Origin of the sequence: Hymenobacter sp. 15J16-1T3B (genome assembly GCF_020711235.1) — a bacterium.
In the GTDB taxonomy this organism is placed as follows: domain Bacteria; phylum Bacteroidota; class Bacteroidia; order Cytophagales; family Hymenobacteraceae; genus Solirubrum.
In genome coordinates, this window is the sequence record NZ_JAJFAV010000007.1 from 1 (window position 1) to 26571 (window position 26571).

Here is a 26571-nt window from a genome sequence, read left to right on the forward strand (position 1 = left end):
ACCACCTCCCCGATCTTGCGCCGGCCCCCGAACGCGTCGCGCCGCCACTCCTCCACCACGAACGCCACGTTGTAGTCTCCGAGCCCGAAGGGGCTGGGCGAGTTCCACACCAGCTGGCCGGTGCGCGCGTCCAGGTCCAGAATAGCCGCGTCGCCCACCGACGGAGCGGGCAGGCCGTTGTAAGCTACCTGCACCCCGTTGCGCGACACGCTTTGATCCTGCGGGTAGGCGTAGCCGGGCAAGTTCACCGGGTTGGGCACGTTGCCGCCAAGCAGTACCCCGTCGACGCCGCGCGGCTCCCACTGGCACACGCGCAGTTTGTAGGACAGCGAGTCGCCGTCTTCGTCGGAGGCAGCTGGGTTGTGCAAGAACACTTGGCCCGCGGCGGCCCGATCCACGGCCGGGGCGTTGAGCACCGGCGAGTGGTTGACGCCGATGATGGGGTTGATATTGATCTGGGTGTGGATGTAGAAGTTGCGCTGGTCCGACGAGGGCACGTTGCGGATGCCGGTTTTGCGGTTCTCCCCGATAAAGCTCACGGTGTACAGTCCGGGCGCGTTGTAGAGGTGCTCGAAGTAGTACACGTTGCGGTTCACGCCGTTACCAATGTTGACGCGGCTTACCCGCCGGATGGCGTCCTTGCCGCTGCTGGTTCCGTCTCCGAAGAAAATGGTTTCGGTGTCGTCGCCGTCGGCGGGCACTAACCCATCCGTATAAGTCACCATCTTAAAGAAGATGCGCAAAGGATTGCGCGCCGCTGTGGTATCTGTTTGGGCCTGAATGTCGCCGGCCCGGATGTGAGTAGCGCGGACCGGCAAGGCGGCCAGTGTCATTAAACCCACTAAAAACGCGGACCCGGCCCACGCCCGTAGGCAGCCCCGGAGTAGTGAAAAGGTCATATAGCTAGACGATTAGAAAGCGTCGGCAGAAATGAGCAGCAAGCAAAAAGTATGATATCATCCTAACAAACGCTACCGCAACGGGGTTGTATAGACGACATCATCCGTGTAACGGCGAGCCGGAAGCCCTGGTTCACCCGATTGACCACCATTTCAGAGGAATGCAACGCGAATTGTTTCGTTGCGGGTCGGGGTGTACCTTTGACCGGTTCAACCGACCTTTTTCTCACCCTTCCGTTCACCTATGAGTTGGCTTAGCAACGCGCTTACCAGCAGCATTGGCCGCAAAATCATCATGGCCGTCACGGGCCTGTTCCTGTGCTCGTTCCTGGTGGTTCACTTAGTCGGCAACCTCCAGTTGTTTAAGAACGACGGCGGCGCCGCTTTTAATATCTACTCCCATTTTATGGGAACCAACCCCATCATCCGCACGCTGGAAATCGTGCTGCTGCTGGGGTTTGCGTTTCACATCTACGAGGCCGTTGCCCTGACCGGCAAAAACCGCGCGGCCCGCGGCAGCCAAGGCTACGTAGTCAACCACATCGAGCAGAATTCGCCCTGGCAGTCCCGCAACATGGGCCTGCTCGGCACCGTCATCCTGATCTTCCTGCTGGTCCACCTCTACAATTTCTTCTACCGCGCCCGCTTCGGCGAGCTGGACCCGGACATCAACAACAACGCCGACCTCTACACGCTGGTCGTCAGCTCGTTCCACCAGTGGTGGTACGTGCTGTTGTACGTACTGGCGCAGGTAGCCCTGTGCTACCACCTCATCCACGGCTTCAAGAGCGCCTTCCAGTCGCTGGGCCTCACGCACCGCAAGTACACGCCCTTCGTGACCTACCTGGGCTACGCTTTCTCGGTACTTGTGTGCGCGGGCTTTGCCGCCATGCCGCTGTACTTCTTCTTTCTTCAGTAACCCACCCGGTTTGCTTTCCTTATGAACCTGGACGCGAAAATTCCCGAAGGCCCCTTGGCCGAGAAATGGGACAAGCATAAGTTCAACGTTAAGCTCGTCAACCCCGCCAACAAGCGCAAATACGACGTCATCGTGGTGGGCACCGGCCTGGCCGGCGCTTCGGCCGCCGCTTCGCTGGCCGAGCTGGGCTACAACGTGAAGGCCTTCTCCTTCCACGACTCGCCCCGCCGCGCGCACTCCATCGCCGCGCAGGGTGGCATCAACGCCGCCAAAAACTACCAGAACGACGGCGACTCCGTGCACCGCCTGTTCTACGATACCATCAAGGGCGGTGACTACCGCGCCCGCGAAGCCAACGTGTACCGCCTCGCGCAAGTGTCGGTGAACATCATCGACCAGTGCGTAGCCCAGGGCGTGCCCTTCGCCCGCGAGTACGGCGGCTTGCTGGCCAACCGCTCCTTCGGGGGTGCTCAGGTAAGCCGCACGTTCTACGCCCGCGGCCAAACGGGGCAGCAGCTGCTGCTCGGCGCCTACTCGGCCCTCTCGCGCCAGATTGCCTACGGCAAGGTGAAGATGTACAACCGCACCGAGATGCTGGACCTAGTGATTGTCGACGGGCAGGCCCGCGGCATCATCACGCGCAACCTCATCACCGGTGAAATCCAGCAGCACGCCGCTCACGCGGTGGTACTGGCCACCGGCGGCTACGGTAACGTGTTCTACCTGAGCACCAACGCCAAGTACTCCAATGCCACGGCCGCCTGGCGTGCCCACAAGAAAGGCGCCCTGTTTGCCAACCCCTGCTTCACGCAGATTCACCCCACCTGCATCCCCGTATCGGGCGACTACCAGTCGAAGCTGACGCTGATGTCGGAGTCGCTGCGCAACGACGGCCGCGTGTGGGTGCCCAAGACGGTGGAAATGGCCGAACGCCTGCGCCGCAACGAAATCCACGTCAACGACATCAAGGAGGAGGACCGGGACTACTTCCTGGAGCGCAAATACCCCGCTTTCGGTAACCTGGTGCCGCGCGACGTAGCCTCGCGCAACGCCAAGATGATGTGCGACGAAGGCCGCGGCGTGGGAGCTTCGGGCCTGGCCGTGTTCCTCGATTTCAGCGAAATCATCAAGCGCATCGGCGCCGACGGGGTGAGCCAGAAGTACGGCAACCTCTTCGCCATGTACGAGAAAATCACCGACGAGGACCCGTACAAGCAGCCCATGCGCATCTACCCGGCCGTGCACTACACCATGGGCGGCCTGTGGGTGGATTATAACTTGCAAACCACCGTACCGGGCCTCTACGCCACCGGGGAGTGTAACTTCTCCGACCACGGCGCCAACCGCCTCGGCGCTTCGGCCCTGATGCAGGGCCTGGCCGACGGCTACTTCGTGATTCCCTACACCATCGGGGATTACCTGGCCCAGACGCCGCCCAAACCGGTAACGACCGAGCACCCGGCCTTCAAGGAAGCCGAAGCCAACGTGCGCGCCCAGATTCAGAAGCTGATGAGCATCAACGGCACGCGCACCCCGGACGACTTCCATAAGGCCCTGGGCCACATCATGTGGGAGTACTGCGGCATGGCCCGCACGGCCGAAGGCCTGCAGCACGCCAAGCAGGAGATTCAGAAGCTGCGCAAAGCCTTCTGGAGCGACCTGAAAGTGGTGGGCGTCAACGAGGAGCTGAACCAGACCCTGGAAAAAGCCGCCCGCGTGGCCGACTTCCTGGAGCTGGGCGAGCTGATGGTCGACGACGCGTACAACCGCAACGAAAGCTGCGGCGGCCACTTCCGCGAGGAATACCAGACGCCCGAAGGCGAGGCCCTGCGCGACGACGAGCACTACGCCTACGTGGCCGCCTGGGAATGGCGTGGTGAAAACCAGCCCGAAGTGCTGCACAAGGAGAACCTCGTGTTCGAAAACGTGAAGCTCACCCAGCGTAGCTACAAGTAAGAATTCTGAATTATGAATGCTGAAATCTGAATTGCTCGGGTACCCCGACTGTTCAGGTTTCAGCCTCAGAAGCCCAATTCAGAATTCATAATTCAGAATTCAAAATTTGAAATACCAATGGCTGGAAGTAACCCCAATGCCAAACCCATGAACCTCACGCTGAAGGTGTGGCGGCAGAAAAACCGCCAAACCCAAGGCAACATCGTGGACTACCAGGTCCGCGACATTTCGCCCGACATGTCGTTCCTGGAAATGCTCGACGTGCTGAACGAGGACCTGCTGCGCAAGGGCGAAGAGCCCGTAGCCTTCGACCACGACTGCCGCGAAGGCATCTGCGGCTCGTGCAACCTGTTCATCAACGGCCGCGCCCACGGCCCGGAGCCGGGCACGACCACCTGCCAGCTACACATGCGCAAGTTCTCGGACGGCGACACCATCACCATTGAGCCCTGGCGCGCCGAGGCGTTTCCGGTGAACAAGGACCTGTCGGTGGACCGCTCGGCGTTTGACCGCATCATCCAGGCCGGTGGCTACGTGTCGGTAAACACCGGCGGCGTGCCCGACGCCAACGAAATTCCGATTCCGAAGTCCATTGCCGACCAAGCGTTTGATGCAGCTACCTGCATCGGCTGCGGCGCCTGCGTGGCGGCCTGCAAAAACGCGTCGGCCATGCTGTTCGTCTCGGCCAAGGTGTCGCAGCTTGCGCTGCTGCCTCAGGGGCAAGTGGAGCGCAAGACCCGCGTGGAAAACATGATTGCGCAGATGGACAAGGAGGGCTTCGGTGCCTGCACCAACATCGGTTCCTGCGCGGCCGAATGCCCGGTGGGCATTTCGCTGGAAAATATTGCTATCCTGAACCGCGAATTCCTGGCTGCCAAGGCTACCTCGAATAACCTTGCCTAAGGCTTCGTAGTTGTCAAACAAGAAAAGCGAACCGGCCCGGCTGGTTCGCTTTTTTGTTGGCCTTGCATGCCGAATCGAGAGTTAAGAATTGAGCCCTTCCCCGTCGGCCCGATTCTTATTTTTTGATTCTTAACTTCTAATCCCCTGATGATAACCATCGTAGCCGGCACCAACCGCCCTCAGTCACGCGCCCGGCGCATCAGCGAGCTGTACGCGGCGCAGTTGCGCGAATTTGGGGCCGCCGCGCAGATTCTGGACCTGGCCGCGCTGCCGGCCGACTTTACGGCCACGGCGCTGTACCACAACGTGGGCAGCCACCCGGAATTCAACGAATTGGTAGCCATGGCCAGCACGGCGGAGAAACTGGTGTTTGTGGTACCCGAATACAACTGCTCCTACCCCGGCGTGCTCAAGGCCTTCATCGACGGGCTGCCCTACCCCGGTGGCATCCGCGACAAAAAAGCGGCGCTGGTGGGGTTGTCCTCCGGCAGCCAAGGCGGCTTGCTGGCCCTGAGCCACCTGACCGACGTGCTGATGTACCTGGGCACCGCCGTGCTGCCCAGCCGGGTACGCCTGCCCAACATCGAAGCCAGCCTAACGACGAACGGCGAACTGCACAACCCGCTGTTTACCCAATTGCTGCGGGAACAAGCGGAACAATTATTGCGGTTCTAGCACCAGCTGCTTACAACCGCGGGTTGGGCGAGTGGGTCATCGAGGTATAGCGCAGTCTTCACGCTATATTTAGGACTGCCAACGTTTTTTTCGTCATGCAACAGTGCTTGGCCGTCTTCCTTTCGCTGCTTGTCCTGCTGCAGTCATTCAGCCGGGAAATGCTGGTATTGGATTACGCCCTGCACCAGCAGCGCATCACGGAACGGTTTTGCGTGAACAAAACCCGACCGCAGCTGCGCTGCAATGGGCGCTGCCACCTGCGCAAGCAATTGGCCAACGCCGGTGACACGGACAAAAAAGCACCGCAAAGCCACGCTAAGCTCAAGTTTGAGGCCCTACCGCTGGCCCGTTTCGTGACGCTGCCCAGCCGGCGCCTGCCTTGGGCGGTCCGGCCGACCTTCCGGCGGCAGCAGGCGCTGCGCGTGGGGGTGGAAATCAACCGGGACGTGTTTCGCCCGCCGGTGCAACGGGGTTAACTGCCCCGTCTGTTGCCGCGCTGCGGCGCCCTTCCCCACCACCCCAGTTTAGTTACGCCCATGCTTTTCCGTACTCTTTCGACCACTCTTGCCACCCTGCTTCTCGGCGCCACGCTCGGCCTGACCGCCTGCGACGACGACAACCCGACCACTGATACGCCTACTTCCGGCAAGCTCAACTTCGAGTTTGAAAACGTCGTCGGCAGTCAGTCCCTGACCTTCGGCAACTCTTATACCACCTTGCAAGGCGACCAGTTTACCGTCAGCAAGTTCAATTACATCATCAGCAACATCAAGCTGACCAAGGCCGACGGCAGCAGCTGGGCCGAACCCGAAAGTTACCACCTCGTGAAACAGGCGGACATGACCTCGCGCAATTTCGAGGTAAGCGGCGTCCCGTTCGACGATTACACCGGCCTGACGTTCACCATTGGCGTCGATGCGGCGCGCAACACGGCGGGGGCCCAGACCGGGGCTTTGTCGCCGGACAACGACATGTACTGGGGCTGGACGACCGGGTACATTTTCCTGAAGATGGAGGGCACCTCCCAACAGTCGCCTACGGGCGCCTACACCTACCACGTCGGCGGCTTTCAGGGCCTCTACAATTCCGTCCGCACCGTGTCGCTGCCGTTGCCAGCCGGCGTGACCTCGCTGCACATCAGCGCAACCCAAACGCCGCAGCTGCACCTGAAGGCGGACGTGCAGAAACTCTTTACCGGCCCCAAGTCCTTCCGCACCTCGCAAATCAACCACATCATGAGTGCTGATTCGAACGCGGTCCGGCTGGCCATGAATTACGCGGCCGGCATGTTCCGCCTCGACCACGTGCACAGCGGCGAGTAAGGTTTTGTCTATGCGACGCGCTTGGACAGTCCCGTTGGCCGCCGTGCTGGCGGGGCTGCTCATGGCAGGGTGCCACCCCGATGCCGACGTGCTGAGCTCCGCGGAGCCGGTACCGGGCAGCGTCGTTCCCGCGAATTTCCCCCCGCCCGCCTACGGGCCGGAGCTGAATGCGCCCGACCGCGCCACGTTCGAGCTGGGCCGCAGCCTATTCTACGACCCGCTGCTCTCGCGCGACAGCACCGTGTCGTGCGGGACCTGCCACCGCCAGACTGATGCCTTTGCCGACGCGGGGCAGCGCCTGAGTGCGGGCGTGCTGGGCCACCGCGGCCTGCGCAACGCCCCGCCCCTGCAAAACCTGCGCTGGCGCCGCACCCTGATGTGGGACGGAGCCGTGGCGCACATCGAAAACCTGCCGCTGGCCCCGCTCACCAACGCGCAGGAAATGGACGAAACCCTGCCCCGGGTGCTGGCCAAGCTCAACCGCCACCCGGCGTACCCTGCCCGCTTTGCCAGCATTTACGGTCCGGGGCCCATCACCTCCTACCAGTTTCTGCGGGCCCTGGCTCAGTTTACGGCGGCGTTGACCTCCGCCAACAGCCGCTACGACCAGTATGTGCGCCATGAACCTGGCGGTACGCTGTCGGTTCAGGAGCTGCGCGGTCTTACCGTGTTTCGGGCCAATTGCGCCAGTTGCCACGCCACCGACCTGTTTACCGACGAAACCTACCGCAACAACGGGCTGGACCGCAGCTTCGCGCAGGATTCGGGCCGGGCGCGCATTACCGGCCGGCCCGACGAGCGGGGCCTGTTCAAAGTGCCTTCACTGCGGAACGTAGCCCGTACCGCGCCCTACATGCACGACGGCCGCTTTCAGACGCTGGACCAAGTACTCGACCACTACGACCACGGCGTCGTGCCTTCCGGCACGCTCGACCCGCTGCTGCGCCGCCCCGACGGCAGCCTCGGCATCCGCCTCGACGCCGAGCAGCGGGCGGATCTGCGGGCGTTCTTGCTGACGCTGACCGACGATGCTTTCCTGCACAATCCGCAATTGGCCCCGCCGCGTTGAACCGGCCCGGCGACGCTGTAGTTACCTTTCTGCCACACCCATTACGTTCTGCCTGTGCTCCACACCGTTACGCTCCGCCGCCTGATTCCGCTGGCCGCCGCTAGTGCCCTGCTGGTGGCCGCCTGCAAGCCCGATAAAGACGTGGAAGAAGCGTTTGCGGCGCCCACGCCCCTCACGCTGGCCACGCCCCAGGGCTTTCCAGCCATGGCGGCCATGCCCGCCGACAATCCGTTGACCGAGCAAGGCGTGGCCTTGGGCCGGATGCTGTTCTACGAAAAGAAGTTATCCAGCGACGGTACCGTCTCCTGCGGCTCCTGCCACCAGCAGAGCAAAGCCTTTACCGATGGCCGGGCGCGGGCCTTGGGCGTCGGCGGCCAGCAGCACGCGCGCGGCAGCATGGCGCTTATGAACATGGCGTGGTCTCAAGATTTCACCTGGGACGGCGCGCACACGGAGCTCGAAAAGCAAGCCCGAGTGCCCCTGGAAAACCCCGTCGAAATGCACCAGTCGCTGGCCACCAGCGTGACCAAGCTGCAGCAGACGAGCAACTACCCCAAGCTGTTCGGGCAGGCGTTTGGCTCGTCCAAAATCACGGAGGAAAACGTGCTGAAAGCCTTGGCACAGTTCGAACGCACGCTGGTGTCTGCTAATTCGCGTTACGACCAAGCCCTGCGCTTCGAGCGCAGCCTCACGAGCACCGAGCGCCAGGGTCAGCAGCTGATGGGCCACGCCACAGCCTTCGTGCGCGGCGCCGAGTGCGTGCACTGCCACGATCCGCAGCTGCTGTTTGCCGGTCCCCGCCACACGTTCTTCAACAACGGCCTCGACCAACCGCCCTTCGCCGACCCCGGCCGCGGCGGCGTCACTGGCGTCGCGTTCGACCAAGGCATGTTCAAGGCGCCCAGCTTGCGCAATATTGCCCTGACGGCCCCTTACATGCACGACGGGCGCTTTCAGACGCTGGAAGAGGTGCTCGATCATTACAGCGACCATGTGAAGGTTAGCGCCAACCTCGATCCGCAGCTAATCAACAGCCCCAACGACCCTTCCGGCCGCATTACGCTCACCGCGCTGGAAAAGCAGAAAATCATTGCGTTCCTGCACACGCTCACCGACTCAACATTCATCACCGACCCGCGCTTTTCCGACCCCAACCCGTAGCCACCGCACGAGTCAGTAAAACAAAAAGCCCCGCTCAATCACCGAGCGGGGCTTTTTGTTGCGAAGCAATAGGGCTTAGTCCACGTTGTCGTGCAGGAAACGGTTGTCGCCGAGCAATTCGTTGTCGTCCGAAAGGTTGAAGCGCGAGATGTTGCGCTCCGACGACGGCTGCACCTGCTCCAGCTTCACCTGGCGCCGTAGGTAAGCCGGTACTTCCAGCTGCTCCTTGATGGCGTCGTTCGACACGCCGTTGCTCAGCTCCATCAGCCGGCGGCGGCGCTCTTCGGCGCGGGCATCCAGCGACGGACGCGCGGCCGGGGTAGCCTGCGGAGCTTCCGGAGCGGCGGGCGCCGGGTGCTGCTGCACTGCCTGCAGGGGCTCCGGAGCCGAAGGCGTGGGGTACACCACCGGCGGCACGAAGGGCGAAGGCGACTGTTCCAGATCGAAGCGGGCCTGGGGCTGCTCCGGCTGATTGGGTGACACCGGCTGGTAATCGGCGCTGGCTACGGGAGCAGGCACTGGCGTGGACGGCACCGCCACAGGGGAAGGCGTCGTCGGGCGCGCGGCCACGGGCTCGTGCCGGTCCTTGTCGAACAGGTTGATCTGCGGGTCGGCCACCACGGCGGCTACCTCCGGCTTGGCCGGCTCAGCGTCGCGCATGCCGCCCATAATGGAGATGTTGTGCGCGTCGCGGGCGAAGCCGGTGGCAATGACCGTCACACGGATGCTCTGGCCCAGCGTGCTGTCGATGCCGTGGCCGAAAATCACCTCGGCGTCCTGGCCGGCTTTGGCCTGGATGTACTCCGTGATTTCCGTCAGCTCGTCCATTTCCAGCTCGGCCTGGTCGCCCGACATGATGCTGAGCAGAATCTTCTGCGCGCCGTGAATGTCGGTGTTGTTGAGCAGCGGCGAAGCCAGAGCCTCTTCGGCCGAGCGCCGGGCGCGATTTTCGCCCTCGGTGATGCTCGAGCCCATTACGGCCGCGCCCGAGTCCTTCATGACGGTTTTCACGTCTTCGAAGTCCACGTTCACGTCGGCCGTCACGGTGATGATTTCGGCAATGGATTTGGCGGCGGTGCTCAGCACATTATCGGCCTTGGCGAAAGCCGAGCGGATGGGCAGGTTGCCGTACATCTCGCGCAGCTTGTCGTTGAGGATGACGAGCACCGTGTCGCAGTTCTCGCTCAGGTCACGGATGCCCATTTCGGCCTGCTGCCGCTTCTTGCGCCCTTCGAACATGAAGGGAGCCGTCACGATGCCGACCGTCAGGATGCCCAGTTCCTTGGCCACTTTGGCAATAACCGGGGCCGCGCCGGTGCCCGTGCCCCCGCCCATACCGGCGGTGATAAACACCATTTTGGTGCCGTTGCTGAGCAGCTCGCGGATTTGCTCCCGGCTCTCAATAGCGGCCTGCTTGCCGCGTTCCGGATTGGCGCCTGCGCCGAGTCCCTCGGTCAGGTCAACGCCGATTTGCAGGCGGTTGGGTACGGAGGAGCTCTGCAAGGCCTGCTTGTCGGTGTTGCAGATGACGAATTCCACGTCCTTAATGCCCTGCGAGAACATGTGGTTGACGGCGTTGGAGCCGCCACCACCCACACCAATTACCTTGATGATGGACTTGCCTTGGGGCGTGATATCGAATTTAAAATCCATATGGCGGGGGAGTCAGATGGCTGGGGAAAGAGGCCGCGGCTTGACGTGGCAAATGGTCAGACGGCTGAGGTTTCCATGGTTGAGGTTGAGCACCCCGGAACGTTCAGCTGTCTAACCATCTGACAATGTAGCCATTTAGTACTGTTTATCGTCGAAATCGTCGATGAGCAGGCCTTTGGTACGGCTCAGAATGTCGCGGAAGAAGCCGGCGGCCTTGCTCGGCTGCTTGGGTTGCTCCGGCTTGGCCGGCTGTTCCGACTTGGCCTGCTGGCCTTGCGGCGGGGCAGGTTGGGTATTCTGCCGCGCCGGCGCCTCGTGGGGCCGCGTCATGGTGTACTCGTCGTACTGCTGACGGCCGCCGCGGTCATCCAAGGAGCGGTAGCCAGACAGTACCAGGCCCACCGTGGTGGCGTACATCGGCGACTTCACCGCCTCGATGCGCGACTTGCCTAGGTGTTCGTTGGGGTAGCCGATGCGGGTGTCCATGCCGGTGATGTACTCGGTGAGCTGCACCAGGTTCTGCAGCTGCGAGCCGCCACCCGTCAGCACGATGCCGGCGGCGAGGCTTTTCTCCAGGCCGGTGCGCTGAATCTCGGCGTACACCAGCTCCAGGATTTCCTCCATGCGGGCCTCGATGATGTAAGCCAAATTTTTCAGGCTGATTTCCTTGGGCGCCCGGTCGCGCAGGCCGGGGATGCTCACGATTTCGTACTCGGAGGCTTCCTCGGCAATGGCCTTGCCGAATTTTACCTTCAGCTGCTCGGCCTGGTTCTGCATCACCATGCAGCCCTGCTTGATGTCGGAGGTGATAATGTTGCCGCCGAAGGGGAGCACCGCCGCGTGGCGGATGATGCCGTCCTTGAAGATGGCCAGGTCTGTCGTGCCGCCGCCGATGTCGATAAGCACCACGCCGGCTTCCTTCTCCTCGTCGGACAGCACCGACATGGAAGAGGCCAGCGGCTCCAAAATCAGGTTGTCGATTTCCAACCCGGCCTTGGTGACGCACTTGTTGATGTTGTTGATGGCCGTGCTCTGGGCAGTGATGATGTGGAAGTTGCCTTCCAGGCGCACGCCCGACATGCCCACCGGGTCCATGATGCCTTCCTCGTAATCCACCTTGTAGTCCTGGGGCATTACGTGGATGATTTCCGAGCCGGGCGGCGTCACCAAACGATACATATCATTGGTGAGGCGCATCACGTCGTCCTGGGTAATTTCCGAATCCTGCGAAGCGCGGGTAATCGAGCCGTTGTGCTGCAGCGACTTAATGTGCTGCCCGGCAATACCGACGTTGACGATACCGATGTTAATACCCGACTGTTCTTCGGCCTGGCGGATGGCGCGTTTAATGGCGTCCACAGTCTTGTCGATATTCGACACGATGCCGCGCACCACCCCTTCCGACACAGCTTTGCCCATGCCCAGAATTTCGAGCTTGCCGAATTCATTTTTGCGGCCCACCAAGGCGCAGATTTTGGTGGTGCCGATGTCGAGGCCGACGACGATTTTATCTTGTTGCATGGGGTGAGTCAGGGCAGTGGAGAGGTGTTCGGGAGGGCAGCTAGGGCAGAAAATGCAGGAATCCAGCGCATTTAAACGCTGGCGCTATTCGCAAATTATTTGATTTTGGAATTCCACATTGACGCGGTGGTAGGTATCCCATCCTAAAGCTGGTGGAATTTGGCGGTAAAATACCATTAGTTTGGCAAATTTTTCTGGAATATTCTCCGGATATCCAAACTCCACGCGTTGGTCACCTACCTGCTGGGTGAAAATTATTTTTCCGTTCGGCGACAAAAATACTTCAGCGACCTGAGCCCGCCAGAACGGATGTTCGTCTACGTAGCGCAAAAATTCAAGATACTGCGTTCCGGCAGAATCTTGGAAAAATTGAGCATTTAATGGCGTGCCTCCTACTCGGGACACCGGCACTACCCGGGCCGAGTACAGGGCCGACAGCGGCAGCGGGTGGCCGTCGGCGTCGAGGTAGCGGTCCTGGGCCGCGTCGGGGTGCACGAGGCGGGCAATGGGCCGGTTCTGGCGCACGTCGGCGTGCAAGTTGCCGCCCAGGTCGCGGTACACCTGCGCGTCCTTCACGAAGGGGTGCGTTTTGATGCGGGCCTCCAGCGCACGCAAGTCCACGTCCTGCGGGGCGGCGCCGCGCAGGAGCTGGTTGCCGTTGCGGGTGAGCAGGGCCGTCACTTGCTGTTCGCTGATGAAAAAGTTGTTGAACTCGTTGCTGATGGTGACGATGACCGCGCCCACCGGCCGCGAGGCCTGACGGACGGAGGCAAAGACCGACAGGGCCGTCAGCAAGAGCAGACAGCCAATACCGAAAAGTACATTTTTTGCCTTACGCTTCAGCGCCATACCACTTGTTCCGCAAGATTTTTTTCAATTCCGGCACCAGTTGGTCGATGTCGCCCGCGCCCACCGTGGCTATGACCTCGAACTCGTCGTCGTAGCGCTCCGCCTGAATGGCCTGCTCCTTGGAGAGCAGTGCCTTGCGCGGGCTGGTGAGCTTTTCGAAAATGATTTCGGAGGTGACGCCCTCGATGGGCAGCTCCCGGGCCGGGTAGATGGGCAGCAGCAGGACTTCGTCGGCCAGGCTCAGGCTCTGGGCAAAGCCCTCAGCGAAGTCGCGGGTGCGGGTGAAGAGGTGGGGCTGGAAGATGACGCGCAGCTTCCGGCCGGGGTACAGGGCCCGCACCGAGCGCAGAAACGCCTCGATTTCGCGCGGGTGGTGGGCGTAGTCGTCGAGGTAGGCCCGCTCCTCCCCTTGCGTCAGCACAAACTCGAAGCGGCGGTTGACACCCTGGTAAGCGGCCACGGCGGCGGGCAGCTGCTCCCAATTCAGGCCGACCAGGTGGGCAGCGGCGGCGGCAGCCAGCATGTTTTCCACGTTGTGGAAGCCGGGCACGGGCAGCTCCAGACCGGGTACGCGGGCGCCCTCGTCGAGCCCGGGGGCTTCCAGCTCGAAGCGGAAGGTGTGGCCGTGGGCGCGCACGTCGAGGGCGTGCAAGTCGGGGCCCTGCTCGGCACTGAGCCCGTAGCGCAGCACGCGCACGCCGGGCGGCACGGCTAGGGCCACGCTGGGGTCGGCGGTGTGGTTGAGCAGCAGGGTGCCGCCGGGCTTGATCTGGGCCACAAACTGCCGAAACGACTCCACCAAGGCGTCTTTGTCGCCGTAGATGTCGAGGTGGTCGGCGTCGGTGCTCGTGACGATGGCCACGTCCGGGTGCAGGGTCAGGAAACTGCGGTCGTACTCGTCGGCTTCAACCACAACCGGCACTTCGGGGCCGGCGTCGGCGGGAGGCAGCAGCAGGTTGGAGCCCAGGTTGACGGCAATGCCGCCCAAGAACGCTCCGGCGGGCACGCCGGCGTGGTGCAGCAGGTGGGCCACCATGCTGCTGGTCGTGGTTTTGCCGTGGGTGCCGGCTACGGCCACGGTGCGGCGGCCGGCGGTGAGCAGGCCCAGCACCTGGCTGCGCTTGCGGATGTCGTAGCCGTTGTCGCGCAGCCAGGCCCATTCCTGGTGGGTTTTCGGAATAGCGGGCGTGAGCACCACCAGGGTCTTATCCTTGTTGTCGCGCACTTCGGCCGGCAGGTGCGCGGGCGCGTCGTCGTAGTGAATCAGGATGCCTTCCCGGACCAGGGCCTCGGTGAGCGGGGTACGCGTCTTGTCGTAGCCCCAGACGTGGTGGCCATTGGCCCGGAACCAGCGCGCCAGCGCCGACATGCCGATGCCGCCGATGCCGAGGAAGTAGACGTAAGGAAACTGGGCGACGGGGTTCATCAGCGGGCTTGCTTGGCGCGTTGGCGGTCAATGAGGGCTTCCAACTCGTCGACGATGGTGCTGGTGGCGGCGGGACGGGCCAAGGGCTGGATGTTGCGGCGCAGCTCGGCCTGCCGGGCTGGGTCGCGGAGCAACTCCAGGGCCACGTCGTAGAGCCGGTCGGCGGCTTCGGCGTCGGTGACGAGCAGGGCGGCGGCGCGGGTAGAGAGGGCGCGGGCGTTTTTGGTCTGGTGGTCTTCGGCCACGTTGGGCGAGGGCACCAGCACGCAGGGCTTGCCCGTCAGGCACAGCTCCGACACCGACAACGCCCCGGCGCGGCTGACCACTACGTCGGCGGCGGCGTAGGCCAGGTCCATGCGCTTGATGAATTCCAGCGCGTGCAGGCCAGCGGCTTTGTAGCCGGCGGCTTGTTGCTCGGCGGTCGGAAAGTAGAGCTTACCCGTTTGCCAGAGCAGCTGCACGCCCGCTTCTTTCAGCCGCGGCAGCGCGGCGGCGGTGGCCTGGTTCAGGGTGCGGGCGCCGAGGCTGCCGCCGATGACGAGCAGCACCGGCTTGGCGGGGTCAAGGCCGAAGAACCGCAGCGCTTCGGCTCGGTCGCCGCCGGCAATTTCGCTGCGCACGGGGTTGCCGGTCAGCACGAGGCGGTCGGCGGGGAAAAACTGCTCCATGCCCTCGTAGGCCACGCAGATTTTGTTCACACGCCGGGCCAGCAGCTTGTTGACGAGGCCGGCGTAGGAGTTTTGCTCCTGAATCAGGGCGGGCACGGCGCGCGAGGTAGCCGCCAGCAGCACCGGCGCGGAGGCGTAGCCGCCCACGCCCACCACGGCATCGGGCTGGAAGGCCTCGACCAGCTTGCCGGCCTTGCGCACCGATTGGAACACCTTGAGCGGGAACAGCAGATTTTCGGGCGTAAGGCGGCGCTGCAGCCCGCTGATGTTCAACCCCACGATGCGGTAGCCGGCCTCGGGCACCCGGGTCATTTCCATGCGGCCGTTAGCGCCCACGAACAGGATGTCGGCGTCGGGGCGGCGGCGCTGCAGCTCGTTGGCAATGGCCACGGCCGGGAAAATGTGCCCGCCCGTGCCCCCGCCGCTGATGATGACGCGGCAGGAAGCGTTGGGGTTGGGTTCGATATGAATATCTGCTACCATCAGCTTGGTTTGTTCAACTCGTGGGTCCAGGCCGTAAGCGGCACTCCAAATTCTTCTTGTGCAAACTCCTGCGCCGCTATTGCAGTGTCTTGTAGGTAGTCTGCAACGCACTTCCTCGGCTCGGCATACACCAACAGGAACCAGCCAACTTCGGGCAGGTCCGGTTCGATGCGGAAATCGAGGGCGTTATGTCGAGCTACCAACACCATTTTCCTGCTACGCCAGCGCAGTTTGTTTCGGAATGCGGGCTTCGTCTTCCGGCTCGCCCACCATCGGGCGGATTTCCCGCTCGCCCCGGCTCACGCTGAGGATAACTCCGATGCTGATGCCGGTGAAAATCAGGGAGGTGCCGCCCATGCTCAGCAGCGGCAGCGGCAGGCCGGTAATCGGCCCCAAGCCCACAGCCACGCCCATGTTCACCATGGCTTGCAGCACCAGGCTGAAGCACAGGCCCGCCGAGAGCAGGCCGCCGAAGGCGCCGTAGCTGCGCATCACCGTCAGCAGGCCGCGGTAAAGGAAAGCGAGGTAGAGAAAGAGCACCGCCACGCCGCCGAGCAGGCCGTATTCCTCGATGATGATGGCGTAGATAAAGTCGGAGTACGGGTGCGGCATGATGTTGCGTTCGGTGCTCTGGCCCGGCCCCTTGCCCGCAATGCCGCCGGTAGCAATGGCAATGTAGCTGTGCTCCAGCTGAAACGGCACCGGTTTGCTCTTGTCGGTGAAGCTCTCGATCCGCGACTTCACCGTGCCCCAGCGCTGCCCGACGGTGAGGGCCACCCCGCCCAGGCTCATCACGATCAGTACGGTCAGCATCATGTGCTTCAGCGGCACGCGGCCGATAAACATCAGCAGCAGGCAGGTGAAGAACAGCAACAGGGCCGTGGAAGCGTTCGACAGCACGATGAGCCCGCAGATGACGCCCACCCACAAAATCACGGGCAGCAGCGTGGTCTTGAAGTTGTCGATGTACTGCTGGCGGCGGCTGAGCATGCTGGCCAGGTGCGAAATCAGCGCCAGCTTGGCCAAGTCGGAGGGCTGGAAGGTCTGGTTAATCACCGGAATGGTCATCCAGCGTGCGGCCCCGTTGACGCTGCCGCCGAACAGGTAGGTAAACAGCAGCAGCGGCACCGACAACAGCAGCGCGTAGAGCGAGAGGCGCGAATAGTGCCGGTAGTCCACGCGGTGGGCCAGCCACATCAGCGCCAAACCGGCGAATATCAGGCTGGTGTGCTTGACCAGAATCATCTCCACCGAGCCGGCGCGGCCGCGCAGCTCGTTTTTGTAGGCCAGCGTACCGGTGGCGGAGTACACCACGGCCATGCTGATAAGCGAAAACACAATCACGATGCCCCAGAGCACCGGGTCGCCCTTCAGATTGCGCTGCAGCCAGTTTTTGACGGGTTCCATCGGCAAGTGGTGAAATGGTGAAAGGTGAAGTTGTGAATCGCGAAAGTCAAATGGGCTTGGTCAAAACGACAATTTCACCACTTCACAACTTCGCAAGTTCACTAACCGCCTGGGCGAATTGCCGGCCGCGGTCCTCGTAGTTCTTGAACAGGTCGAAGGAGGCGCAGGCGGGCGAGAGCAGCACCACGTCGCCGGGCTGGGCCAGCTCGGCGGCGCGGCGCACGGCCCAGCGCACGTCCTGAGTTTCCTCTATCCGCTCCACCACCCCGTCGAAGGCGGCGTGCAGCTTGGCGTTGTCGACGCCGAGGCAGATCAGGGCCTTTACCTTTTCCTGGGCCAGCGGGACGAGCGTTGCGTAGTCGTTGCCCTTGTCGGTGCCGCCGGCAATCCAGATCAGCGGCGCCTTCACGCCGTCGAGGGCGTACCAGGCGGCCTCCACGTTGGTGGCCTTGGAGTCGTTGATAAACTGCGCGCCGTTGATTTCGCCCACGGGCTGCAGGCGGTGGTCGGCGTTGCTGAAGGTGGGCAGGGCGGCCTCGATTTGCTCCACCGAAAGGCCGGCCACGCGGGCGGCCAGCACGGCCGCGGCCATGTTCTGGCGGTTGTGCAGGCCAATGAGCGGCGAGCGGGCCGTGCTCACGTCCTCGTAGTCGTCTTCCTGCACCTGCGGAATGTCGAGGCGCAGCGTCGTTTCCGACACGTAGCGGGCCGCGCAGCGAATGTCGGGGCGCTGGTGCAGGCTGAAGGGCAAATCGTTGGTGTCCACGAACACCGACTGGTACTCCTGCTGAATCAGCCGGTCGTCGGCGTTGTAGATGAAATAGGAGCTGCTGTCGAGGTTGCGGGTGATGCGCAGCTTGGCCTGGGCGTACTCCTCAATGCTATAGTGGTAGCGGTCGAGGTGGTCGGGCGTGATGTTGAGCAGCACCGCCACCGTGGGCGTGAAGTCGTAGGTGTCGTCGAGCTGAAACGAGCTCAGCTCCAGCACAAACCAGTCGAAGGTGTCGTTGATGACCTGCTCGGCGAAGCTGTGGCCCACGTTGCCGGCCAGGCCCACGTTGTAGCCGGCCTCCTTGAGCAAGTGGTAGGTCAGCAGCGTGGTGGTGGTTTTGCCGTTGGTGCCCGTAATGGCAATGCTCTGGGCCCGGGTGTAGCGGCTGGCCAGGTCGATTTCGGAAATGACCCGGATGCCCCGCTCGCGCACGGCCTGCATCACCGCAGCTTTCTCCGGAATGCCCGGACTCTTCACGATTTCGTCGGCCCCGAGGATGTCCGCGAGCGTGTGCGTGCCCTCCTCGTAGCGGATGCCGGCGCGGTCGAGCTTTTCCTTGTAAGACGGCTTGAGCGTGCCGCCGTCCGACACGAACACGTCGTAGCCTTTGGCCTGCCCGAGCAGCGCCGCCCCGACCCCGCTTTCGCCGGAGCCGAGGATGACCAGTTTCTTGCCTTCGCCGGAGTGCTGCATGGGATTAGCGCAGTTTGAGGGTTACCAGGGTCAGCACGGCCAGCATGATGCCCACAATCCAGAAGCGCGACACGATTTTGGACTCGTGGTAGCCCAGCTTCTGGTAGTGATGGTGCAGAGGCGACATGCGCAGCAGGCGGCGGCCTTCGCCGTACTTGCGCCGGGTGTACTTGAAGTAGCTCACCTGAATGATAACCGAGAGGTTTTCGACCAAAAAGATGCCGCAGAGCACCGGAATCAGCAGTTCCTTGCGCACAATCAGCGCCAGCACGGCAATGATGCCGCCCAGGGCCAGGGAGCCGGTGTCGCCCATGAAGACCTGGGCCGGGTACGAGTTGTACCACAAAAAGCCCACGCAGGCCCCCACAAAGGCGGTGCAGAAGATGGTCAGCTCGCCCACGTTCGGAATGAACATGATGTCGAGGTAGTCGGCCAGCACGGCGTTACCGCTCACGAAGGCGAAGATGCCCAGCGTGGTGCCGATGATGGCCGAGGTGCCGGCCGCCAGCCCGTCGAGGCCGTCGGTGATGTTGGCCCCGTTCGACACCGCCGTGATGATGAAAATCACGATGGGAATGTAGAAGAAGGCGTAGTACTCGTTGAAAAAGTCGCCGGCGGTGGCAAACAGGTCGCCGTAGTTTAGCTCGTTGTTCTTGGCGAAGGGGATGGTGGTAATCATCAGCTTCACGTCCTGGTAATACCGGCTGGCATCCACGGCCGAAAACTGCCCGTTCGGGAGCAGGTACTGGCGCACCGTCACGTCGTGGCTGAAAAACAACACCCAGCCCACCGTCAGGCCCAGGCCGATCTGGCCCAGCATTTTGAAGCGCCCGGCCAAGCCCTCCTTGTCCTTCTTCACCACCTTGATGTAGTCGTCCACGAAGCCGATGAGGCCCAGCCACACGGTGCTGAGCAGCATCAGGATGACGTAGATGTTGTCGAGCTTGGCGAAAAGCAACGTGGGCACCAGAATGGCCAGCAGAATGATGAGGCCGCCCATGGTCGGGGTGCCTTTCTTTTCCAGCTGCCCCTGCAGGCCCAGGTCGCGCACCGTCTCCCCGATTTGCCGCCGCCGCAGAATGGCAATGAGCTGCTTGCCGAACAACTGGGCAATAACCAGCGAGGTGACCACCGCCATGGCGGCGCGGAACGAGGTGTATTGGAATACCCCCGTGCCAGGCACGTTGTAGTGGCGGTGCAAATAATCGAAGAGGTAGTAGAGCATTGGTCAGGGCTGGTGCGACGCCGCTCAGGCGTCAGGAAGCCGCAAATTTTCGGCTTTTTCGGCTGTGGTCAAACGTTGCGTTTGTCGGGATTTTGTGCTATTCCGGTGGCGTTGAACGGTGCCGTAGCCCGCGTTACAGGCTCAGCAGTTCGTAGGCTTCCTGCAGCACCAGCCTATCGTCGAAGGCGGAGCGCTGCCCCTGTACTTCCTGGTAGGTTTCGTGGCCCTTGCCGGCTACCAGCACGATGTCGCCGGGGCGGGCCAGGGCGCAGGCGGTTTTGATGGCTTCGCGGCGGTCGGGCACGGTGAGGAACTTGCCTGCGTCGGTGGGGCGCACGCCGGCCTGCATCTGATCGAGAATGACCTGCGGATCTTCGTAGCGGGGGTTGTCGGAGGTGAGCACGGCGCGGTCGGACAGTCGGCAGGCCAAGTCGGCCATGATGGGGCGCTTGGCCGCGTCGCGGTTGCCGCCGCAGCCCACCACGGTGATGACGGCCTGCTCGGGGCGGCGGATGTCGGCAATGGTCTGCAGCACGTTTTCCAGCGCGTCGGGCGTGTGGGCGTAGTCCACGATGCCCACCACGCGCTTGCGCGGCGACACCACCGGCTCGAAGCGGCCCGGCGCCGAGGTCAGCCCCGACAGCACCGTGAGCGTCTCCTCGGGCTCCTCGCCCAGCAGCACGGCCGCGCCGTACACGGCCAGCAGGTTGTAAGCATTAAACACCCCGATCAGGCGAAACTGCACCTCGCGCCCGTCCACTTCCAGCTGCAGCCCGTCCACCCCGTTTTCGATGAGGCGGCCGCGTACCGTGGCCTCGCCGCGCAGCGAGTAGGTAGCTTTTTTGGCTTTGGTGTTCTGCAGCATCACCAGGCCGCGCTTGTCGTCGGCGTTGGTCAGGGCAAAGGCCCCAGCCGGCAGCATGTCGAAAAAGCCTTTTTTGGCCTTTAGGTAATTGTCGAAGGTGCCGTGGTAGTCGAGGTGGTCGTGGGTAAGGTTGGTAAACACGCCGCCGGCAAACTGCAGCCCCGTCACGCGGTGCTGCACCACCGAGTGCGAGCTGACTTCCATGAAGGCGTGGGTGCACTTGGCCGCCACCATGCGCGCCAGCAGCTCGTTGAGCCGGATGGCGTCGGGCGTGGTGTGGGTGGCCGGAATAACTTCGTCGCCAATCTGGTTCTGCACCGTCGAGAGCAAGCCAGCTTTGTACCCGCGGGCCGAAAACAGCTTGTGCAGCAAGGTGGCGCAGGTCGTTTTGCCGTTGGTGCCCGTCACGCCCACCAGTTGCAGGGCCCGGCTCGGGTGGCCGTAGAAGGCCGCCGCCATGTGGCCCATGGCCTCGGCGCTGTCGGGCACCAGCACGTAGCTCACGGCCTCGCTCAGCTCGGCGGGCAGCTCTTCGCACACCACCACGGCCGCGCCCTGGGCCACGGCTTTGGGGATGAACTGGTGGCCGTCGGCCTGCACGCCGCGCAGGGCGAAGAACACGGCCCCGGCGGCCGCCTGCCGCGAGTCGAGCGTGAGGCTGCTAACGGTAGCGTCGGCCGGGCCGCGCTGCTCCCGCACGGTAACGGCCGCGAGCAGGTCGGAAAGGGAGTGGCTGAGTTCGGAAGGAGCGGAGGTCAAGGCGAAAGAAGCGGGAAAGTCAGACAAGAAACACTAGGCCCGGCGGCCGGCGCGGCTCCGCGGGGCGGGCTGGGCGGCGGCCGATTTGGGCCGGGCCGGCTTGAGGCCGGGCAGCAGCGCGTCCTCGGGCCGGGTAATGGGCTGGCCGGTGGGCGACACCGGCTCGGGAATCACCGTGGGCTCGGGGGCCACGGTAGGTTTGGGCGGAGCGTAGGGCAACACCGGCACCGGGGCTTTGGCCACCAGCGTGGGGTCCTTCAGCTCCAGCGTCACCACGGCGCCGCGCGTCACCGGCAGGCCGGCCGGCACCGACTGCCGCGTGACCCGGCCCGCGCCCACGGTGCGCACGCGCAGGCCGCGGTTTTCGAGCAGGAACAGGGCGTCGCGGCGGCTCAGGCCGGCCACGCTGGGCATGCGGCCGCGGCGCACAGGCAGCGCGTTCCACTGCACGTGGCGGGCGCCCTCGGCGGCCTGGCCTTGCACCCAGTCGTCGGGGGCGGTGCCGGCCGCCTGGTTGGTCACGCCCATGTGGTTGCAAATCAGCTGCAGGTCTTCCTGCACGCCGCCGTAGCTGCTCGGCACCAGCGTTTTGCGCACCGGGGCGCGGGCCAGCAGGGGGCGCTGGCTGGCTTGGTCGCGGGCCATGGCCTTGTCGGCCACTTCGCGGAACACCGGCGCGGCCACGTCGGCGCCGTAGATGCGGCCGTTCTTGGGGGAGTCGACCACCACGATGCAGCTGTACTTGGGCTTGTCGGCCGGGAAGTAGCCGCAGAAGGAGGTCGAGTAGGTCTTGGTGTAGCGGCCGTTTTTGAATTTCCAGGCCGTGCCCGTCTTGCCGGCAATGCCGAAGTCGGGCGTGCGGATGCCGCGGGCCGTGCCGTTGGTCACCACGCCCTCCATCATGGCCTTCACCTTGGCCAGCGTGGCGTCGGAGCAGATTTTGGGGTTGAGCACTTTCGTCTCGAACCGCTCCAGCACCTGCTCGTCCTGGCGGATTTCCTTCACGATGATGGGCTGAATCTTCACTCCGCCGTTGGCCACGGCGTTGTAGAAGGCCAGCGTCTGCAAGGGTGCCAGCTTCAGCTCGTAGCCGATGCTCATGGTCGAGAGCGAGGTGTGGCTCCAGGAGCGGTCCGAGGGGTCCTTCACGTAGGGCTTGGCCTCGCCCGACATCTGGAAGCCCAGCGGCTGGTGCAGCCCGAACTTCTTCAGGTAATCGGTGTAGTCGCTGGGCTTGGCCATGAAGTGGTCGTTCACCAGCTTGGCCACGCCGATGTTGGAGGACTTCTCAAACACCTGCTGCACGGTAATCTTGCCGTAGGGGTGCGAGTCGGTTTTGACGGCCCCGGCAATTTTCATGGAGCCGGTGCGGCCGGTGTTGACGGTATCGGTCAGGTCCAGTTCGGGGTTATCCTCAAACAGGGCCATCATCGAGGCCAGCTTGAAGGTAGAGCCCGGCTCGGTGCGGCCCTGGTCGGCAATGGCGTAGTTGTAGTCCTCGCGGTACACGCCGTCGGCCACCTTGCCCAGGTTGGCCACGGCCTTGATTTCCCCGGTCTGCACCTCCATCAGAATCACCGTGCCGTACTGGGCGTTGTTGTCCATCAGGCTGCGCAGCAAGGCGTTTTCGGCCACGTCCTGCAGGTTGATGTCGATGGTGGTCATGATGTCGAAGCCGGCCTGGGGCTTGATTTCCGAGCCGTCGTACACCGGCTTGAGGCCGCCGGGCAGGCGCTCAAACAGCGCCTCGCCGTCTTTGCCGGCCAGTTCCTTGTTGTAGGTGTACTCCAGGCCGGCGCCGTGCTTCTCCTCGTTCACGAAGCCGATGGTGCGCTGGGCCAGCCCGCCGAAGGGCCGGAAGCGCTTGTCGACTTTCTCGAAGATGACGCCGCCCTTGCGCTTGGCCCGGAAGATGGGCCAGGAAGCCAGCAACTTCTTTTCCTGGAAGTTGATCTGCCGGGAGTTCAGGCGGATGTAGCGCACGTTGCGCTTGGGGTCGTGGGCGTTTTTGAGGCGGCGCAGGTATTCTTCCTTGCTTCGGTCGCCGAAAAAGCGCGAGAGCAGCATGGCCAGAGAGTCGGCCTTGCTCGCAAACAGCTCTTCGCTCACCACCGAGGGGTCCCAGGCCACGCGGTAAAACGGCAGGGAGGTGGCCATGATGCTGCGCCCGTCGGCAGCGAAAATGCTGCCGCGGGTGGCAAACACCGGCTGGTACACGATGCGCCGCTGCTGCTCCAAGGAGCGCCACTTCTCCCCTTCCTGGTACTGAATGCGCTGGATTTTCCACACCACGGCGGCGGAGAAAAGGAGCACGCCGAGGAAGGCGAGGCGCACCCGCGTCACGATGGATTTCTTAACGCTGCCCTGTTGCTGCTTGCTCATGGCTGGTTGGCGTTAGTGTTGTTGGTCGGCGGCTTCCGGGGCCGCAGGCTCGGCGGTGACCGGCGCCGTACCGGCCGCGGCCAGGGAGTCGCGCACGGCCCGGGCGGCAATGGAGTCGGCGGTGAGCACCGGCAACTCGTCCAGCTTGGCTTCTTCCAGCCCGCCGGCCGGCACCTTGATGCTAAAGGGCGGCGAGGAGCTTTCCACCAGGCCGTAGGCGGCCACTTTGCGCGCCACTTCGCTCTGCTTGCTGGCTTCCATGTAGTCGGCCGACAAGGTGGTGTAGTCGGCGCGCAGGTCTTCGGTTTCGGTTTTGAGGCGCTGAATGCTGCGGTTCATGCGGGCCGCGTAGTGCGTGTTGCCGATGTACACCAGGATCAGGAACATCACGAACAAGGTGTGCGGCAGGTAGTGCACCGGCACCCCGTCGCGAAACAGCCCGTCGACGTTCAGCACCTTTTCCACCAGCGAGAAAATGCTCCACGTCGACTGCTTGCGCGGCTTTTCGGGGCGCGGGGCACGCTCGGCCTTGGCTGCGGGAGCGGCTTCTTCCGGTTCGGGCGCGCGCACCGGCTCGGGCGCCGGGGGCGGCACGATTTCGCGCGGGGTGTTCTGGCGCGGCTGGGCGGCGGGCGGACGAGCGGTATTTACAGCCACGAAGGGGTCAAGACTTAGGGTTCAGCGGAAAGTCGTTCCGAATTCCAACCCGCAATTTAGCGCTGCGGGCCCGGTTGTTCAGCTGCAGTTCTTCCTCCGACGCGGTAATGGGCTTGCGCGTCAGCACTTCGAAGGGCTTTTGGGGGTTGCCGTACAGGTCTTTGTCGGCCTCGCCGAAGAATTTGCCGGCCGCCAGGTAATTTTTCACCAACCGGTCTTCCAACGAGTGGTAGCTCATCACCACCAGCCGGCCGCCGGGGCGCAGCACCTGCGCGCACTGCGTCAGCATGGCTTGCAGCACCTCCAGCTCGTTGTTGACTTCGATGCGCAGGGCCTGAAACACCTGCGCCAGGTACTTGTTTTCCTTGCCGCGCGGGGTGCAGCTGGCAATGGCTTTCTTGAGGTCGGCAATGGTCTGAATGCCGCGGGTGCCGCGGGCCTGCACCACGGCCTTGGCCAGGGTGCGGGCGTTCTGCACCTCGCCGTACATGCCGAAGATGCGGTGCAGCTCGCCCTCGGCGTATTCGTTCACCACATCGGCCGCCGTCGGGCCTTCCTCGGGGTTCATGCGCATGTCCAGCGGCCCGTCGAAGCGGGTGCTGAAGCCGCGCTCCGGGGTATCGAACTGGTAGGACGACACACCCAAGTCGGCCAGCAGGCCGTCCACGGGAATAGCGCTGCGGTGGTCCAGCTCGCGCTGCAGCTCCCCGAAATTGGCGCGGATAAACGTGAACCGGTCGCCGCGCGGCCCCTGCTGCAGCACTTGGGCCTGCCGCTCCGCGTCGGCGTCCTGGTCGAAGGAAAACAGGTGGCCCTGCGGCCCGAGCCGCTCCAGAATGGCCCACGAGTGCCCGCCGCCGCCGAAGGTCACGTCGACGTAGCGGCCGTCGGGGCGCAGGTCGAGGCCCTCGAGGCACTCCTGCAGCATCACGGGGCGGTGGTACGTGGCGTTGGGGGTGTCCATGCTCATGCGGCGAGGCCGCCGGCGGGCGGGGTATCGGTGGTCAAAAATTTCTGGGCCAGCTTGGAGAAGCTTTGCTGGTCCTTTATCAGGAACTCGTCATAGCGCGCGGGGTCCCAGATTTCGCAGCGGTTGCCCATGCCCACCACGATGGCTTCCTTCTCGATGCCGGCGTATCGGCGCATGGAGCCCGGCAGGCCGAAACGGCCGATGTTGTCCAGCTCCACCTCGGTCATGCCGCGGAAGAAGTTGCGCTGAAACTGCCGGTATTCCTCGTTGAACTCGTCCAGCGCCATCACCTTCTCGTGAATCACCTGCCAGGCCGAGCGCGGGTAGAGCACCAGGCAGGGCTCGAAGCCGCGCACCAGCACCAGCTGATTGCCCGACTGCTCGGGCAGGTTAGCCTTCACCTTGGCCGGCAGCACGAGCCGCCCTTTCGGGTCAAGCTTGCAGTCGTATTCGCCGGAGAGCAGGTGCATGGTGAGGATGGGAACAGGGTCGGTAAGCAAAAGTACGCAAGCCCCGCGAAAAGGTCACCACCTTTTACCATTTTCTACCACCTAGTAAAATGGGCTTAACAAGCTTGTTTAGGCCGTTTTTGACGGCTAGCAGGATGAAGTAGGGTAAAAAGTGGTAGAGCAGTGGAAGGCGTTGTCAAAATGGCAGAAGCGCGGGGCGAGCAGACCGCACCCCTACTTGCGCAGGCTCAACCCGGAGTCGGCCGCCAGTAAGCTCAACCGTACCCCTTCCCACCGTGGGCTCCCCAGGTGACGCTCAGAATCCTGCACGCCGGGCGCCGCATTGTGTACTGCCCGGTCCGCCGCGCCGCTTGTATCTTTGGGGTGTGAAACCCCGCTCGTTGCTCGTGCGCCTTACCAGCTTGTGGCTGGCCCTGCTCGTCCTCACCGCCTCGGTGGGCCTGACGGTGCAGCAGCACACCTGCTACGTGAGCGGCCGCACCCAGCGCGCGGTGGTGCTCACCCCGCACCACGGCTGTGCCCCCGCGGGCCTGGCCCAGGCGGACTGCAAGCGGCCGTCGCCGCTGAAAAAGGCCAGCGTCAAGAACGGCTGCTGCGAGTTCAGCGCCCACCACCACAAGGTGGATGCGTCGGCCCATGACCTGGCTCTGGGCAAAGTGCCCGTGCCGGCCCTGGTGGCCGTACTGCCCGCCGCGCCCATGTGGCCCCAGCCCGCCGCCGCGGCAGTAGCCGCCCACACGCGCATTCTGCACGCCGCCAATGCTTCGCCCCCACCCCGCGCGGGCCGGGCTTTGCTGACGTTCGTGTGCGTGCTCGTGGTCTAGTCAGGATTCTTCGCGCCGCCGGGGCTGCGCTCAGCGCGGGTCC

Annotated in this window: 22 protein-coding genes and 1 pseudogene; 9 read left to right on the forward strand and 14 right to left on the reverse strand. The window is 63.5% G+C overall.

Features of this window, described 5'->3' with window-relative positions:
- Positions 1 to 725: pseudogene (locus LJ737_RS13000) on the reverse strand (hypothetical protein); the annotation flags it as partial.
- Between the two features lie 418 nt (positions 726 to 1143).
- On the opposite strand from LJ737_RS13000, the gene LJ737_RS13005 reads away from it, so the two are divergent.
- From LJ737_RS13005 to LJ737_RS13040, 8 genes are all read left to right on the forward strand, one after another.
- Positions 1144 to 1818 (forward strand): succinate dehydrogenase cytochrome b subunit, encoded by a 675-nt coding sequence (locus tag LJ737_RS13005; RefSeq protein ID WP_227766351.1) that lies wholly within the window; start codon positions 1144 to 1146, stop codon positions 1816 to 1818.
- 21 nt (positions 1819 to 1839) lie between these two features.
- A complete protein-coding gene (locus LJ737_RS13010) occupies positions 1840 to 3774 on the forward strand; it encodes a fumarate reductase/succinate dehydrogenase flavoprotein subunit (protein ID WP_227766353.1) in 1935 nt (644 codons plus the stop codon).
- 147 nt (positions 3775 to 3921) lie between these two features.
- Positions 3922 to 4677, forward strand: a complete 756-nt coding sequence (locus LJ737_RS13015; protein ID WP_227766355.1) for a succinate dehydrogenase/fumarate reductase iron-sulfur subunit — start codon at positions 3922 to 3924, stop codon at positions 4675 to 4677.
- A 147-nt stretch (positions 4678 to 4824) separates the two neighbouring features.
- On the forward strand, positions 4825 to 5352 hold the full coding sequence (locus tag LJ737_RS13020; protein WP_227766356.1) for an NADPH-dependent FMN reductase: 528 nt from the start codon (positions 4825 to 4827) through the stop codon (positions 5350 to 5352).
- A 95-nt stretch (positions 5353 to 5447) separates the two neighbouring features.
- Complete coding sequence (locus LJ737_RS13025; protein ID WP_227766358.1) at positions 5448 to 5828, forward strand: hypothetical protein; 381 nt, start codon at positions 5448 to 5450, stop codon at positions 5826 to 5828.
- Between the two features lie 60 nt (positions 5829 to 5888).
- A complete protein-coding gene (locus tag LJ737_RS13030; protein WP_227766360.1) occupies positions 5889 to 6674 on the forward strand; it encodes an MbnP family protein in 786 nt (261 codons plus the stop codon).
- Between the two features lie 10 nt (positions 6675 to 6684).
- A complete protein-coding gene (locus LJ737_RS13035) occupies positions 6685 to 7743 on the forward strand; it encodes a cytochrome-c peroxidase (protein WP_227766363.1) in 1059 nt (352 codons plus the stop codon).
- 54 nt (positions 7744 to 7797) lie between these two features.
- Positions 7798 to 8904 carry a cytochrome-c peroxidase gene (locus LJ737_RS13040; RefSeq protein ID WP_227766365.1) on the forward strand — a complete coding sequence of 369 codons (1107 nt, stop codon included), beginning with the start codon at positions 7798 to 7800 and terminating at the stop codon, positions 8902 to 8904.
- 75 nt (positions 8905 to 8979) lie between these two features.
- Here the strand turns inward: LJ737_RS13040 and ftsZ are convergent, their stop codons facing one another.
- The 13 genes from ftsZ to mraZ all read right to left on the reverse strand — a co-directional run bounded on the left by ftsZ (position 8980) and on the right by mraZ (position 25704).
- Complete coding sequence (ftsZ, locus tag LJ737_RS13045) at positions 8980 to 10557, reverse strand: cell division protein FtsZ (protein WP_227766368.1); 1578 nt, start codon at positions 10555 to 10557, stop codon at positions 8980 to 8982.
- Between the two features lie 135 nt (positions 10558 to 10692).
- Positions 10693 to 12078 (reverse strand): cell division protein FtsA, encoded by a 1386-nt coding sequence (ftsA, locus tag LJ737_RS13050; protein WP_227766370.1) that lies wholly within the window; start codon positions 12076 to 12078, stop codon positions 10693 to 10695.
- An 84-nt stretch (positions 12079 to 12162) separates the two neighbouring features.
- Positions 12163 to 12927: a cell division protein FtsQ/DivIB gene (locus tag LJ737_RS13055; RefSeq protein ID WP_227766372.1), complete on the reverse strand. Its 765-nt coding sequence runs from the start codon at positions 12925 to 12927 to the stop codon at positions 12163 to 12165.
- Positions 12911 to 14353, reverse strand: coding sequence for a UDP-N-acetylmuramate--L-alanine ligase (gene murC, locus LJ737_RS13060; RefSeq protein ID WP_227766374.1), 1443 nt, complete (start codon positions 14351 to 14353; stop codon positions 12911 to 12913). The genes LJ737_RS13055 and murC overlap by 17 nt, the downstream gene beginning before the upstream one ends.
- Complete coding sequence (gene murG, locus LJ737_RS13065; protein WP_227766375.1) at positions 14353 to 15504, reverse strand: undecaprenyldiphospho-muramoylpentapeptide beta-N-acetylglucosaminyltransferase; 1152 nt, start codon at positions 15502 to 15504, stop codon at positions 14353 to 14355. The genes murC and murG overlap by 1 nt, the downstream gene beginning before the upstream one ends.
- Positions 15505 to 15720: 216 nt before the next feature.
- Entirely contained in the window at positions 15721 to 16911 is a 1191-nt protein-coding gene (locus LJ737_RS13070) for an FtsW/RodA/SpoVE family cell cycle protein (RefSeq protein WP_227766377.1), read from the reverse strand.
- An 82-nt stretch (positions 16912 to 16993) separates the two neighbouring features.
- A complete protein-coding gene (gene murD / locus LJ737_RS13075) occupies positions 16994 to 18376 on the reverse strand; it encodes a UDP-N-acetylmuramoyl-L-alanine--D-glutamate ligase (RefSeq protein ID WP_227766378.1) in 1383 nt (460 codons plus the stop codon).
- Between the two features lie 4 nt (positions 18377 to 18380).
- Positions 18381 to 19601 (reverse strand): phospho-N-acetylmuramoyl-pentapeptide-transferase, encoded by a 1221-nt coding sequence (mraY, locus tag LJ737_RS13080; RefSeq protein ID WP_227766380.1) that lies wholly within the window; start codon positions 19599 to 19601, stop codon positions 18381 to 18383.
- 133 nt (positions 19602 to 19734) lie between these two features.
- Positions 19735 to 21225, reverse strand: coding sequence for a UDP-N-acetylmuramoyl-L-alanyl-D-glutamate--2,6-diaminopimelate ligase (locus tag LJ737_RS13085; protein WP_410779952.1), 1491 nt, complete (start codon positions 21223 to 21225; stop codon positions 19735 to 19737).
- Positions 21226 to 21258: 33 nt separating this feature from the next.
- Positions 21259 to 23607, reverse strand: coding sequence for a penicillin-binding transpeptidase domain-containing protein (locus LJ737_RS13090; RefSeq protein ID WP_227766381.1), 2349 nt, complete (start codon positions 23605 to 23607; stop codon positions 21259 to 21261).
- Between the two features lie 12 nt (positions 23608 to 23619).
- Positions 23620 to 24264, reverse strand: coding sequence for an FtsL-like putative cell division protein (locus tag LJ737_RS27130; protein ID WP_317206652.1), 645 nt, complete (start codon positions 24262 to 24264; stop codon positions 23620 to 23622).
- A 7-nt stretch (positions 24265 to 24271) separates the two neighbouring features.
- The gene (rsmH, locus tag LJ737_RS13100) at positions 24272 to 25234 is read right to left on the reverse strand and encodes a 16S rRNA (cytosine(1402)-N(4))-methyltransferase RsmH (protein WP_227766383.1); all 963 of its coding nucleotides are present in this window, start codon (positions 25232 to 25234) and stop codon (positions 24272 to 24274) included.
- Positions 25231 to 25704, reverse strand: coding sequence for a division/cell wall cluster transcriptional repressor MraZ (mraZ, locus tag LJ737_RS13105; RefSeq protein WP_111479007.1), 474 nt, complete (start codon positions 25702 to 25704; stop codon positions 25231 to 25233). The genes rsmH and mraZ overlap by 4 nt, the downstream gene beginning before the upstream one ends.
- 365 nt (positions 25705 to 26069) lie before the next feature.
- On the opposite strand from mraZ, the gene LJ737_RS13110 reads away from it, so the two are divergent.
- Positions 26070 to 26528 (forward strand): HYC_CC_PP family protein, encoded by a 459-nt coding sequence (locus LJ737_RS13110; RefSeq protein WP_227766385.1) that lies wholly within the window; start codon positions 26070 to 26072, stop codon positions 26526 to 26528.
- Positions 26529 to 26571: the final 43 nt, after the last annotated feature.